Annotated in this window: 11 protein-coding genes, 1 tRNA gene and 1 pseudogene; 11 read left to right on the top strand and 2 right to left on the bottom strand. The window is 61.1% G+C overall.

The features are described 5' to 3' along the window. Positions 1-106: 106 nt before the first annotated feature. From argF to KBY86_RS15290, 7 genes are all read left to right on the top strand, one after another. Positions 107-1,090: an ornithine carbamoyltransferase gene (gene argF, locus KBY86_RS07835; protein ID WP_255140743.1), complete on the top strand. Its 984-nt coding sequence runs from the start codon at positions 107-109 to the stop codon at positions 1,088-1,090. A gap of 187 nt (positions 1,091-1,277) precedes the next feature. Further along, positions 1,278-1,922 (top strand): transcriptional repressor LexA, encoded by a 645-nt coding sequence (lexA, locus tag KBY86_RS07840; protein WP_255101148.1) that lies wholly within the window; start codon positions 1,278-1,280, stop codon positions 1,920-1,922. A gap of 85 nt (positions 1,923-2,007) precedes the next feature. Further along, a tRNA-Ala gene (locus KBY86_RS07845) sits at positions 2,008-2,080 on the top strand. Between the two features lie 608 nt (positions 2,081-2,688). Next, complete coding sequence (locus KBY86_RS07850) at positions 2,689-2,919, top strand: hypothetical protein (protein WP_255140744.1); 231 nt, start codon at positions 2,689-2,691, stop codon at positions 2,917-2,919. Between the two features lie 50 nt (positions 2,920-2,969). Further along, positions 2,970-4,115, top strand: a complete 1,146-nt coding sequence (locus KBY86_RS07855) for a hypothetical protein (RefSeq protein ID WP_255140745.1) — start codon at positions 2,970-2,972, stop codon at positions 4,113-4,115. 68 nt (positions 4,116-4,183) lie between these two features. Next, positions 4,184-4,990: a helix-turn-helix domain-containing protein gene (locus KBY86_RS07860; protein ID WP_255140746.1), complete on the top strand. Its 807-nt coding sequence runs from the start codon at positions 4,184-4,186 to the stop codon at positions 4,988-4,990. Positions 4,991-5,040: 50 nt separating this feature from the next. Further along, on the top strand, positions 5,041-5,592 hold the full coding sequence (locus KBY86_RS15290; RefSeq protein ID WP_399221271.1) for a PIN domain-containing protein: 552 nt from the start codon (positions 5,041-5,043) through the stop codon (positions 5,590-5,592). Between the two features lie 300 nt (positions 5,593-5,892). On the opposite strand, the pseudogene KBY86_RS07865 reads toward KBY86_RS15290, so the two are convergent. Further along, positions 5,893-7,004 (bottom strand): annotated as a pseudogene (locus KBY86_RS07865) (IS3 family transposase). A 90-nt stretch (positions 7,005-7,094) separates the two neighbouring features. Here KBY86_RS07865 and KBY86_RS07870 point away from each other — a divergent pair. Both KBY86_RS07870 and KBY86_RS07875 read left to right on the top strand, forming a co-directional pair. Next, positions 7,095-7,997, top strand: a complete 903-nt coding sequence (locus KBY86_RS07870; protein ID WP_255140747.1) for a helicase RepA family protein — start codon at positions 7,095-7,097, stop codon at positions 7,995-7,997. A gap of 1,294 nt (positions 7,998-9,291) precedes the next feature. Further along, the gene (locus KBY86_RS07875) at positions 9,292-10,113 is read left to right on the top strand and encodes a hypothetical protein (RefSeq protein WP_255140748.1); all 822 of its coding nucleotides are present in this window, start codon (positions 9,292-9,294) and stop codon (positions 10,111-10,113) included. Positions 10,114-10,374: 261 nt separating this feature from the next. Here KBY86_RS07875 and KBY86_RS07880 read toward each other — a convergent pair whose 3' ends face one another. Continuing rightward, positions 10,375-10,767: a hypothetical protein gene (locus KBY86_RS07880; RefSeq protein WP_255140749.1), complete on the bottom strand. Its 393-nt coding sequence runs from the start codon at positions 10,765-10,767 to the stop codon at positions 10,375-10,377. Positions 10,768-11,085: 318 nt separating this feature from the next. Between KBY86_RS07880 and KBY86_RS07885 the strand changes: the two genes are divergently transcribed. Further along, positions 11,086-12,786 carry a potassium/proton antiporter gene (locus KBY86_RS07885; RefSeq protein ID WP_255140750.1) on the top strand — a complete coding sequence of 567 codons (1,701 nt, stop codon included), beginning with the start codon at positions 11,086-11,088 and terminating at the stop codon, positions 12,784-12,786. 333 nt (positions 12,787-13,119) lie between these two features. After that, on the top strand, positions 13,120-13,569 hold the full coding sequence (locus KBY86_RS07890) for a CopD family protein (protein ID WP_255140751.1): 450 nt from the start codon (positions 13,120-13,122) through the stop codon (positions 13,567-13,569). The last annotated feature ends 287 nt before the right edge of the window (positions 13,570-13,856 follow it).

The following is a 13,856-nucleotide window of genomic DNA, read 5'->3' on the forward strand; positions in this document are numbered from 1 at the left end:
GCCCGGCCAGTAGCCGCACCAGCACCGGCGCGCCCACCACCAGCGGGATCTCCCCCCTTGACGTCAGGGGGGTTGATCTCGCATAAGTGTTGTTTGCCGTGGGCCGATGGCGTTCTCCTTCGCCGCCCTGAACCCGCTCCAAGGCCACGACCTGCTCTCCTCAGCCGATCTCAACGGGTACCAGACGCTGGAGCTGCTGCGGCTGGCGGCGGCGCTCAAGCGCGGTGAGCAACGCATCGATCTCGGCGGCAAAGTGCTGGGGCTGATCTTCCAGAAGGCCTCCACCCGCACGCGGGTGAGTTTTTCAGTGGCGATGGCCCGCCTCGGCGGCCAGACCCTCGACCTCAACCCGGCCGTCACCCAGGTGGGGCGCGGCGAACCGATCGCCGACACCGCCCGCGTGCTGAGCCGCTACGTGGACGTCCTGGCCATCCGCACCTTTGCCCAGAGCGAGCTGGAGGAGTACGCGCACTGGGCCTCGATTCCGGTGATCAATGCCCTCACCGATCTGGAGCACCCCTGCCAGGCCCTCGCCGACTACCTGACGCTGCAGGAGGCCTTCTGCGGCAGTGGCTCCAGCAGCCGTGCGGCGGCGGATGGCCTTGCCGGCCTCACTCTGGCCTACGTGGGCGATGGCAACAACGTGGCCCACTCGCTGTTGCTCTGCGGCGCCTTACTGGGGGTGAACGTGCGGATCGGCTGCCCGCCGGGCTTCGAGCCGTCGGCGCAGGTGCTCGACCACGCCCGCCAGCTGGCGGGCAGCCGCAGCAGCATTGAGGTGAGCCACGATCCGGTGGCGGCGGTACGCGGCGCCCATGGCCTCTACACCGATGTGTGGGCCTCGATGGGGCAGGAGCAGGAGCAGCGCCAGCGCGAGCAGGCCTTCGCCGGCTTCTGCCTTGATGAAAACCTGCTGGCGGAAGCCGATCCGCGCGCGATCGTGCTCCACTGCCTGCCGGCCCACCGGGGCGAGGAGATCAGCGCCGGTGTGATCGAAGGCAGCGCCAGCCGCGTGTTCGACCAGGCGGAGAACCGCCTGCACGTGCAGCAGGCCCTGCTGGCGGCTCTCCTGGGGGGCGTGGCGGGCTGAACCGGGCCGGCGAACCGCAGTCAAAACCAGGCCAGGGACTGGACAAGTGCGCCGATCGATGGCACAAATGTACTGACCGGCAACTGTGACCTTGCCCATGGTGCCCCGCTCTGCCCCGTCCCGTTCTGGCCCATCGCGATCTGCACCATCGCGCTCCAACCCCTCGCGCGCCCCGTTCGGCGCCCCGCTGCCGCTGGCCCCTGCCGGCTCCGGCGGCGAGAACGGCCCCCAGGGCGAGCTCACCAGCGCCCAGCAGGAACTGTTCGACTGGCTCGCCGGCTACATCGGTGAACACCGCCACAGCCCCTCGATCCGCCAGATGATGGAGGCCATGGGGCTGCGCTCCCCGGCGCCGATCCAGAGCCGCCTGCGGCACCTGCAGCAGAAAGGCTGGATCACCTGGCAGGAGGGCCAGGCCCGCACCCTGCAGCTGCTGGGCGGCCAGCGTCCGGGGATTCCGGTGCTGGGATCGGTGGCGGCGGGCGGGCTGGTGGAGCCCTTCCACGACAACGAGGAGCGGCTCGACCTGCAGCCCGTGCTCGACACCCGCGGCCTGTTCGCCCTCACCGTGAACGGCGACAGCATGGTGGACGCCCACATCGACCACGGCGATGTGGTGCTGATGGAGCCGGTGGCCGACCCGGCCCGGCTGAAGCCGGGCACGATCGTGGCGGCGCTGGTGCCAGGCAGCGGCACTACCCTCAAGCACTTTCAGCGGGTGGGGCACCAGGTGCGGCTGGAGGCCGCCAACCCTGCCTATGACCCGATCGTGCTGGACGCCGATCAGGTCACGGTGCAGGGCCGGCTGGTGGCCGTCTGGCGCCAGGTGTGAGGCCGCTGCCGGGGGCCAGTCAGCCTGCGGTGTAAGCTTTTCGAGGCAAAACGGCGGGGCTTTCGAGCATCGGCGTGAGCCCAATGGGGCCATAGCTCAGCTGGTAGAGCACCTGCATGGCATGCAGGGGGTCAGCGGTTCGAATCCGCTTGGCTCCATCCCCTGAAAACCCCGGCCTAGTCTGGGGTTTTCTTGTTTCTAGAGCTGCCCAGCGAAGGGCGCTGAAGTCACAACGTGTGTAAAAGCGTGTGTAGAGCGCACCCGGTCGTCGCGCCATCACCAGCAGCTACACGCCAAGTCCCAGATCTTTCAGCCGAACTAGGCCATGGGGCTCAGGCTTGCCCTCAATGCCAGCAGCTACAGGCGGGTATCAGAGGCCACTACTTCAGCACTCTATTCAGCCTTTGCCCGCTGATCGCCAACAAAATGCCCAGGCGGGATGGTGACTTTCAGGGAAGATGTCACTCCTTGGCTGCCACTCAGGCGGCCTGCATTAAGGATAGAGCCTGGATCGGTTCCTACTCTTCTGGTGGCTTGTTGATCCACACTTCCTCGGTTTGGCGCCAGCAGCGTGTGTATCGGCTCCAGCGTGTTGGATGTGCCCGGCGGGCTTTCTCGTAGACCTCGACTCGCTTGCAAATGGCCTTGGCGGCTCCACTGTGGCGCTGGTGGGGCGTCACGAATTTGATGCCGCTATGGCGGTGGCTGTGGTTGTACCAGTCGACAAACGCCGCTAACCACTCGCATGCCTCGTCTTTGCTGGCGAATGACCGGCCTGGGTAGTCGGGCCGGTATTTGCCCGTACGGACTCACCGAGACAGAGCTGGTCAACTTCGTGCATGATGAACTGATCCTGTTCAGAAGTGCGGAGGAGGCTCTGATGGCCGCCAGGCTCCTCGAAGAGGCAATGGCTGAAGGCGCCGGCGCCTCCTTGAAGAGGGTGCCTGTGCTGGCCGAGGCAGGCAGAGGCCGCAGTTGGGCGGAGGCCAAGCCGTAATGCCTCCTCGCCGTGTTGACCACACTGGCAAGCACTTTGGCCGGCTTGTCGTGCTTGAGTTCGATCGAAGCTCAACAAAGTGGCTCTGCCGCTGTGAGTGCGGCGCTAAAAAGCTGATTCGTGCTGATGCTCTGGTCAGTGGAGATACTAAGTCCTGCGGATGTCTTTTCGAAAGCAAGAAGAATAATTTTGAAGGTCAGAGATTCGGCATGCTCGCCGTCGTGGAGCGTGCTCATGGAAGTTCCTGGATCTGCAAGTGCGACTGCGGAACGCTGACCCGTCCTGTCTATGTAACGGACCTCACCCAAGGCAAGCAGCAATCCTGTGGCTGCGACGCCAGAGCGAAAGCCAGTCGGAGGGCTCGTAAGCACATCGATGGAAAGCGCTTCGGGAGGCTGGTCGCCACTCGGTTCAGTCACATCGACAATAATAGGAAATCTGTCTGGTTCTTTGACTGCGATTGCGGAACTAAGAACTTCACCGCGACAGTCTCTCGCGTAATGCACATCAACGGCCCCACACGCAGCTGCGGGTGTCTGAAGTCTGTTCCTGGTAGTGCCACGATGGTTGAGACAGGGAATGTCCACAACAAGTTGACTGTCCTCCGCGAGTGGGGCAAGGACAAACATGGAAAAGTGAAATGGTTATCTCAGTGTGAGTGCGGTAAAACAGCTATCTGCACAGGCGCACAGCTGCGTAGTGGTGCGGTAAAGAGCTGTGGTTGCCATCGACGAGAAGTTGGTCGGATACTTGGGACCTCGATCGGAAAATATAACCGCCGGCAAGAGGGCCACGAGCACTATGCCGATGACCCACAATACGCAGAACGCCCCTCATGCCTGTACCTTGTCGAAGTCCGAGGGGTTTGCGAAAAGATCGGAATCGCGTTCGACATTCCCAACCGAGGACGGAAAGACTACACCGAAGTCTGGTACAGACGGAAGCTACCTCGTGCGTGCTGTTGGGCCGTTGAACAAGTAGCTCTTGCTCTGACCAAGGAGTTCGAGCTGCCGAGATTTATCCCTGAACTCGAAGGCATTGATAAGGGTTTCACTGAGATGCGTTTTGAGCTGCCAATCGATGAGACAATCGATCTGCTGAACGAGCTCTCGGAGGAATGCCTTCTCCTTGGTTGGGAAGAGTTCTACGAGAAGTATTCCGTTGCTATCCCATCAGCCTTGTCATCGCTTCCTTAACGTACCCCTCCCTTTCGTAAGGCAGGAGGCTGGAGCTCTGCATGCGGCCAGGGGTCTTGGAGGGATCCATGGCCGAGGCTTCGCTACAGCCTCCTGCCTTCCTGAAGAGGTTGCCTCTGCCGGTCGAGGCAGGTGTTGACCGCAGCCGGGCGCAGGCAAAGCCCCTGACCTGCTTGGCTGTTGAATCCTCAAACCCGTTGCAGCAACTGGCTTCTGGCGGCTTTGATACGAATCAAGGACACGCTGAGCACTTGCGGTCGCCCAGCCGTTACGCTTATTTCACTTGCAACAGGCGCTCATCAGCGCTGCTGGTCCCCGCGGGCCAGTCCCTGTCCTTTCATCACGACGCAAAGCGGTGGCTTGCCGTGGCCACTCAAACCCCTGCAGAGAAAACTGTTGTCCAAGGCCGAGGCGTTGTTGCTCGGTTCTCCACAACCCCAGAAGAACGGCTTCGACTAGCTGAGCTCTACGTGCGACACTTTACTTTAAGCACGCCAGCTGGCTCGCTTCGTTTAATCGGTCCGACTGGTCAGGCCGAAGAAGTCCCGGCTGAGCTGTATTCAGTGCTCCGGGAAGTACTGCAACACCTTAAAGAGGGACAAGAGATCTCACTGATCCCCAATGACACCTTGTTGACGACTCAACAAGCCGCTCAACTCCTCAACATCTCTAGGCCATACCTTTATAAACTGATTGATGCCGGTCAGATCCCATTCAGCAAGATTGGATCACACCGTAGGCTTAAACTCTGCGATGTAGAGGATCTTCGCGAGCGCCGTCGTGTCGAGAGCAGAAAAGCTTTGGACGCGATTGTAGCCCTTGAGGATGACAACAGCGACTACTTCGAAGACTATGGAGAAACAACACGAGAGTGACGCCTTCTCTCTTCATCAATGTTGTCGGTGCATCAGGTGTGTTCCCTGTCGTGCTAGACACCTGTACTTTGTTTGGGCCTATCCTACGTGATGTTCTGCTTGAAGCTGCCTGGGATGGCATGTACCGTCCGCATTGGTTAAACGAGATCTTGGCGGAATTAGAGAGGAATCTTCGAAAAAAGGGGAAAGATGATGCCTACATCAATCAATTGGGAGAAAACCTGCGCAATGCCTTTCCCGAGGCCATCATTAGCTTCCCTTCAGGGCTTGTGCTGGGATTGACCTGCGACGACAAAGACCGGCATGTTCTCGCAGCCGCGATCGCAGGTCAATGCAGTCTCATCGTGACTCAGAACACGAAAGATTTTCCTAGGGCATCAACAGAGCCCTACGGAATCACAGCTGTCAGGCCCGATAGGTTCCTTAGGGACTTGTTCGACCTTGATCGTGGTCAGATGGTTGAGTGCCTAGAGCGAATTGCTTTTAGACGCAAATGCACGGTAGGGTATCTGCTCAATTCAAGAGGTCTTACGTCTCAGGCTCCTACTTTCGTGCAGGAGTGTCGCACATTCCTGGGACTGCCTAACCCAACCCCGCCATAGCTTCGCTGAGCGTCTCGGAGCCAGGGGGGCGACGGATCGGGCTTACCGCCGAGGATGCTTCCGCCGCTGCATCTCAACCTCGAAGCCCCCCAGAGCCGCAGGTCATGCCGCCCTGGAGGGTCCAGCGGTAATGCTGATCGATGAGCCTGCCGGCTCTCTGGCGCTCTTCAGATCGCGAACGACCCCACTGCCCTCAGCGCAGAGCTCGTGATGGATGGAGACCCGCCAGCGTTTGCCGGCCTTGGAGTGATTGACGTGACCCCCTTTGCTGGTCCAGTTCCTCTGAGAGCTTGGGGGTAGTCAGGCCGCTCTCCACTGCTGGAGGACTTCCAGGGGCGTACGCCCCTGGAGCGCCGAATGCGGTCTGTAGGTGTTGTACTCGATTCGGTGCTGTTCAGCCAACAGCCTGGCTTCCGCCACCGTTGCGAACAGCTCGATATTCAGGAACTCATCCCGGAAGCGGCCGTTGAACGACTCCACGAATGGATTCTCCCAGGGCGAACCTGGCTCGATGTAAGCCGTACCCAAACCGCTGCCTGTGCACCACTCCTGCAGGGCATGAGCAATGAACTCAGGCCCATTGTCCATTCGCAGATAGGTGGGTGCCGGAAACAGCCTGAGCAGCTCCTCGATCGTGTCGATCACATCTACAGCCTTGCAGCGGCGGCCGACACGAATGGCCAGGCAGACCCGGCTGTATTCATCCAGCACGTTCAGGAACTTCAGCGTCCGTCCATCCATCGTCTGGTCAAACTGGAAGTCGATCGCCCAAACGTGGTGGGGGTATTCGGCCCGCAGGAGCTCTCAGGAGCCGCTGGCAGTGCGGGAACGCTTGCGCCGGCGCGGCAGGGGCCGCTGGAGGCCCTCCTCCCGCCAGATCCGTTGCACCCGCTTGTGGTTGACACTCCAGCCCTCCAGCCGCAGCCGGCGGTAGACCAGACGCCGGCCCCAGCGCACATGGCGCCGGGCCAGCTCACGGATCCGCCGGCGGAGCTTCTGCTCCTCGATCGCCGCCACCGGCATGGGCCGGCGCTGGGTGTTGCGGTTCTGGCCGGCCAGCCGGCAGGCCCGTCTCTGGGAGACCCGGAATTGATCCTGCAGAACCATCACGGCCCTGCGACGTCGTTCCGGGCTCAGAAGTTTCCCTCGGCCAGCTCCTTCAGCATCGCCTTGTCCAGCTCAGCGTCGGCCAGCAATCGCTTGAGACGAGTGTTCTCCTGCTCAAGCTCCTTGAGGCGCTTGGCTTCTGTGGCCTTCATGCCGCCGTAGAGCTGCTGCCAGCGGTGGTAGGTCGGGACCGACACCTCCAGGGCTCGACACACGTCGGCGACGGTCTGACCCTGGTTGAGGAGCTGCTCAGCGGTGCGCAGCTTGCGGATGATCTGATCGGGCGTGTGGCGCTTGCGTTTCATGGGGCTTCTCCTGGCCAAGTCTGGCCGGTAGGGAAGCTCTCATAAGGGCTGGCTCAGTTTTCGGGGTCCACGTCACCTTTGCGTCGGTGGTTGCTTCTGTTTGAAAGGTTCGGCCTAGCTGAACAGCTTTCGAACAACAAGTTGAGACTGTTGGCAGATGGCCCCATCCGCGGGCTCTATACCCAAGAGGCACCAATCCACCTCAATGCCGAAGGGGTGTCCAAGTTGGCCGAGGAGGCCAGCTTGGCGCCAAGATGCATTGTCATAATCGACTCCTACAGCAAGCTCACGGCACCACTCGGACTGAAGGAAGCCGCCAGCGAATTCGCAGGCCCTTTGGGCGACCTTCAGGAGGCCCTTGCCCCTTACGGCTGCACCCTGGTGGTGATTCACCACAGCGGTCATGGTCGTGCTGGGGAAGGGGCTGTGTCCGCTTCACGCGGAACAAGCGCACTGCCTGCGTCCGTATCTCAGATCGTCTCCCTGGACTGGCTCAACCGGAGCCGAGGAGGAAATGACCAACGGGTGGTTCTGCAGACACAAAGGCGTGGAGGTGAGCCAATCCATCTTTTGCTAGAGCAGCAGGAGGCAGGCTGGATAAGCCATGGCGACGCCGCGGAGGTGTTCGCTGAGCAGCAGGTGGCAGAAGCCGAGGGCAGGCTGCAGGACAGACAGGCCGATGCGCTCGAATTTGTGCGCGAGCAGTGGGAGATGTCTAGACAGCGAACCAACAGCAACGAGCTTGTCGAGGAGCTGGATCTGAGGGGAGCCAATGCCTCCCGAAAAGCCCGGCGAACCTTGGAGCAGCTTTACCCAAAAGGGTCTGCTACAAAGCTCAAAGGAGGCAACCCTGAATGGGCAGGTGGTTTGGTACTGGCCGGCCGGAGTAAAGGGAGAGGACGACAAGATGTCCTCTTCATCCCAACTATCCGAGGTGACCGATGTGACCCATCCATCCGTGATGACAAAAGAAGAACGAGACGAGATCCCTGAATCACAAAGGGAGGGGATACATAGGACAGATGGGATACAGGGGAGATCGAATAGGAGGTGCAGTCACCTCCCAGCACCTCCGGGCCACAAGCGCATTCCTTGTCTTGTCAACGGCGAGCACGGCTGGACCCGCATGCCTGGCCTGTCCGTTTTCGTCACCCACTCAGATGGCCGCCAGCTGGCCGCGGGGCGGGAGCAGATCACAGACCTGCCGCATGCCGGATGACCAGCACTGCAATGTCTCCTGTCTTCAAAGCCCCGACCGTTTAAGGCGCCGAAACTGTCCTGTTGGTACAAAGTCGACCGCAATGCCGGCCCCCACCGCTTATCCATTGGATCTGTGCGGAACCAGCTGCAGCCTGGTCAGCGCTCCATCACGCTTGAAGATCCGCCCGCTTCCAACCTGCAGATCGTGTGGATTTGGTGGACAGGTGGCACTTTCGGTAGCAAAAGCGCTCTCTGGCGCTTGACCGTGGCTCAAGCGGCGGCTGGATGCCGCTATGGCAATGCCCAGACTGAAAGAAGCGGGCAAGGATTTTGGCCAACGTACTGATGAACTGGATTCTCGAGTCAGAGAGCATCCTCAGTAAATACTGGGCCAACACCTGGAGGTGTCTCCATTGCTGCAGGTACCGCAACGCAAGCCAGAAACGTCCTGGAGCACGCGCAGGACAGCACAAGCCAGCGGGCTGGCACTACGAATCCCACATGGCAGCTGTCGAACGGATCCAGGCGGCGCTGACCACCCCGCAGCGGCTGACCTGGGAGAGGCGCCACGCATTGGAACAAACCGAGGCCTCCCATTACATTCTTGCTTTGCAGGCTCTGGGCCAAGCAATCCCTGGATTAAGCAGCGGCCTTTCTCAAAGGGTGATTGAGGAGGCCATGCGGACGATCCGGGAATGTCAGTGGGCACGCAGGCAATGCAGCTGGGCACGACAAGGAATGCCGCGGCCTGGCCCTGCTGGGCGGGCTGAACAGCTCCAGTACTGAGCCGGTTTTCTCCGGTGAGGCGGTTCTGATACGGCCGCGGCATCATGATCCGACATGAGCGGCTGCTCGGTTCTTGGCCCGACTAAACAACAGTCTCCACCAGTAAAGCTGCTAGAAAGCTACGAGTCATTGCACACTGAGAATGAGATCATCAGGGTTCCCACCGCCACCGCCACCGCCACCACCGTCAAACTGGGAAGGCATTGAGCAGTCTCAGTCAGGCGATCGAAAGAACTTGCCGCTGAAACCAGGGCAGATTCAATTCTTGAAGAAGGTTCGAGATACCCCATTAACCAGAAGCATGCTGGATTACTACAAGGGAATCGAGTATTACAAGCAGCTCGTTGAAGGAGATGTCGAAGATTTTATGCTAAGCCTGTCAAGACTTGGCTATGCTCGATGCAATAATGAATCTCCCGAGACTTGGACCTGCACAGAAAAAGGCAGAGAGGCCACCGAGCGCTTGATCGTGGAGGCGCGCCTTGACTGCAAAGGCATTCAAGGCAAAGTCGGAAATTTAGGCGCATCAGAAATACTAAAAATAGCGACCGAACTGAAGCGAGACCAGAATTTAGATGGTGCTATCGAAGCGCTTAAATTGGCCTACAAGAAGATCGCACTTACGGGAACTTCCTACGACGTAGAAACATATTTAAGACTATCAAGCTACCTTCAAGCAGCAGGCAGATACGATGAAGCGTGGGGGTACCTGAACAAGCTCTTGGCCACAGGCTGCCCCAACCAGCCCACCAACAAGCCTCTACAGGCCTTAAACAATTCAAAAATCTATAACTCAATGAGTCGTCTGCTAAAAGATGAAAACAAGTTGATCAAAGCAGTTGCGTTCTACGCTCTGTCCCTGGTGGCCAATGCACAGTTTTACTATCTTCAAGGAATGGAGAAAGATTGGCCACGTGAGTTTAGAAAAGAGCAATTGCAAGCCTTTTCAGACCTTTCGCAACCCGACACCATAAGAGCATTTCTGCGAAAGGCGGCCGGCAAGAGCGCCGAAAAGATTGGCCTGGAAGAACTTGTTCCGTTTATTTGCGACACTCTTGAAAGCCCTTCGTCAATTGCCTATGACAAGCTTTTAGTCGAGATAGACCATATTTTGACCAAGTAGACTCTATAGTGCACTTCGGGGATGGTTGCGGGAATTGGTGAGAGGCTGAGAGTCAGCTTTCCACCAGTCCCTTTGACGGATGCAGGCCAACTGCCCTTGCTGCCGACTCCTCTAGGCCCGCCTCATCCGTCCACTTGCCGTAGTGCCGGTGATGGGTTGCAGGATTGTGGCCCATCATGCAGGCCAGATCCCTCACAGGGATTGAACGGCTGTATGCCTTGTGCCCGCGCCAGGCATACCCATGCCGCAGGCTGTAGGGCGTCAGCCCAGGGATCGCGCCACCACAAGAGATTTCCAGAAGGGAAAGCGGTCAAGAAGTTGGCGGAAAGCGTCTCCCACGCCCTTGTGAGATCCAGCCTCGATCTGCGACCGAATCGCCGCAGGGATCTTCACCAAGCCCGAATGGAGCAAGGCCAAGGCCCGTGCACCTTCGCCTTCACGGCCGGGCAGATCAAGCGGCAGGACCCGGCGCTCTGGCTTTGCGACCTTCAGGGTGCGGGCGTTGCGCTTCACGCTGCCGACATAGAGCTTGCCCTCTTCAACCCTGAGCACGCACAGCTCAGCCGGCCGCAGGCCGAAAAGGCCAACCAGCGACACGGCCAGATGTAGGTCATCCCTTCCCTCATCCCGTAGGGCATCGAGCAGCTCGTACATGCGGTTGTGGTTGCGTAAGGCAGCGCTGGACCTGGGCTGGACCCGGGTTGGACGAGGGCCTGGGATCGGCGGCAGCCGCTCAGCGGTCTGCATTGAGGTGCTCTCCATTGACGAAGGTGTGGGGGAGCGCAGGTGCCTCATCGGCCTGGAGGGTTCCCCTGGCAGTGGCTCGCCCAGCTGGGGTTTGAGCAAGCTGGTGGGTAAACACGAGGGACAGGTGCGTCCATCCCCCCATCCCCTCCTCCATCACCTCGCCCAGGGCTCGGCCATGCATCTGGACCGTCAGCGACCCATGCCGCAGTTGCAGGAGATCAGCGCGTGATCAACGTCTCCATGCTGCTGGTGGGCGTGCTGCTGCTGGTGGGCATTGGCTCCAGCAAATTCTCCGCCCGCCTCGGTGTGCCGGTGCTGGTGCTGTTTCTCGGCGTTGGCATGCTGGCGGGTTCGGAGGGCCTCGGGCGCATCCCCTTCGAGGACTACGCCCTGGCCAGCAACGCCGGCAGCGCGGCGCTGGCTTTGATTCTGTTCGACGGCGGCCTGCGCACGTCCCTGAGCGCGGTGCGATCCGTCTGGCGCCCGGCGTTGGCGCTCTCCACCGTGGGGGTGCTGATCACCTCGCTGCTCACGGGCCTGACAGCCGCCTGGGTGCTGCAACTGCCATTGCTGCAGGGGCTGCTGCTGGGAAGCATCGTCGGCTCCACGGATGCGGCGGCGGTGTTTTCGGTGCTGCGCACCAGCGGTCTGAAGTTGCCAGAGCGCCTCACCGACACCCTTGAAGTGGAAAGCGGGTCGAACGACCCAATGGCCATCTTCCTCACCGTTGGGCTGATCAGCCTGATCACCGGCAGCAGCGATTCCTTCCAGGGTCTGGTGGGGTTGTTTTTCAGTCAGTTCGGCGTGGGCAGCCTGGTGGGCATCGCCGTGGGCCGGCTGGCGGCCTGGGCGGTGAACCGGATCCATCTCCATTACCCGGGCCTCTATCCGCTGCTGGCACTGGCCTTTGGGCTGGTTGCCTTCGGGTTGGCGGCGGTGCTGGGGGGCAGCGGCTTTCTGGCGGTGTACGTCGCCGGCATCGTGCTCGGCAACAGTTCGATCGTGTTCCGGCGCGGCATCTTCTCCTTTCACGATGCGCTGGCCTGGCTGGGCCAGATCGTGCTGTTCGTGATGCTCGGCCTGCTCAGCTTTCCCAGTCGGCTGCTGGCCGTTGCCGGCGAGGGGCTGCTGATCGCCCTGGTGCTGATCCTGTTGGCGCGACCCGTGGCGGTGGTGGTGTCCCTGCTGCCGTTCCGTTTTCGACGGCGCGAGCTCACCTTTCTTTCCTGGGTGGGCCTGAAGGGGGCGGTGCCGATCACCCTGGCCACCTTTCCGCTGCTGGCCGGAGTTCCCCAGAGCCAGCTGATCTTCAATGCGGTGTTTTTTGTGGTGCTGATCTCGGCGATCACCCAGGGCTGGTCGTTGCCGTTGGTGGCGCGCTGGCTGCGCATCGGCCGCCCGGCGGATCCGGCACCGGCCCTGTCGGTGGAGATCCACGCTTTGCGCCATGTCGATGGCGAGATCGTGGATTACACCGTGAAGCCAGGCGCCCAGGTGGCCGGCCAGCACCTGCGCGATCTGGCCCTGCCCGATGGTGTCCTGGTCACGTTGATCCTGCGGGGCAAGCAGGTGGTGATGCCCCGGGGCTCCACGCCCCTGGAGCCAGGTGATCACGTGTTCGTGGCGTTGCGCACCCGGCTGCAACCCCTGATCGATCGGCTGTTCGATCCTCAGCCGGAGCCACCCTCACTGCCCGCGGATCTCTCGCTCAGCTTCAACGCTGCCACCACGGTGGAGCAGCTGCATCGCTTTTTCGGCTTCCCCCTGCCGGCTCCAGGGCCCGCCTCCAGCCCTGGTCAGAGCCTCGCGTCCTTGCTGCAAGATGTCGCCCCCAAGGCAATGACTCGCCTTGGCGTCTTCCGCCTGGAGGCTGGAGCGGACGGTGACTACGTCTCTGTCCGGATGGCCCGCAGCGATCACGACTGACCAGGTGCCTGAAAGGTTTGAATCGGTGGCTGACTGCGCCCTGAAATGTCTACCGCTAGGCGAGAGAGGGCAGGAATTGTCTCTTTGTTGAGCCCTGTTGAGCCTCACGGGGCTGCGATGGAAGGCCCAAAACGTTGGCCAGCAGCCTCCTAAGCGTTGCAATCACAGGTAGGCGGTGATCGGCGGCCGGGGGGTCGCGTTCTCGGCAGGGCGGTTCATCTCTCGGCAGCGTTGTGCATCCCCAGGAACTGCTGCATCGCCACCGCCCCGGGCTGCGCCATGGCCGCCCGTGCCGGAACGCCTTCATCGTGGGAGCAGCCTTGTGGAGCTGTTGTGTCGCCCTTTCCGCTGCTGGTGATCGTTCATGCCCTGGCGGCCACGGTCTGGACCGGTGGCCATCTGGTGCTGGATCTGGGGGTGCTGCCCAAGGCGCTGCGGGAGCGGGAGGCAGCACAGATCCGCGCGTTTGAGGACACGTTCGAGCCGCTGGGGCTCAGCGCTCTGGCCATTCAGGTGGTCACCGGCGCCTGGATGGGCTGGATCTACCTGCCCGGCTTCCGCGGGCTGCTCAACCCGGCGAACCTGATCGGAATGCTCGTGGGGGTGAAACTGCTGCTGCTGGCCGGTACGGCCGCCCTGGCCCTGCACGCCCGGCTGCAGCTGATCCCCACCCTCAACGACGACAATCTCAACGGCCTGGCCTGGCACATCCGCGCCATCACCGCCCTGGCGATCGCTTTCGTGGTGGTGGGCGCCTTGATCCGTCTGGGCGGGCTGGGGTGATGAGTGGCTAGGCCGTTGCCGCAGGCTGGTCTTCTGGATTGGCTTGAGCGGCTGGCAAGGGGAGGGCTGGCGGAATTACAGCGTCCAACAGATCTGGTTGGCATAGCGCGGTGCTTTTTCCGCGCTGGATCGCATGCTCCAGCTCTTGTGATGCCTTCAGCATTGGGATAGCTCCTTGATCACCAACACGTAGCCATCACCTTGCCCTCGTGAGCCGTTGGGCATCACAGCAATGATTGACCCACAGCCCTGTGGTCTGGGATTCCAGTAGGCACGGCCTGCTGGTG

It is taken from the genome of Synechococcus sp. Lug-A (genome assembly GCF_024345655.1).
GTDB lineage: Bacteria > Cyanobacteriota > Cyanobacteriia > PCC-6307 > Cyanobiaceae > MW101C3.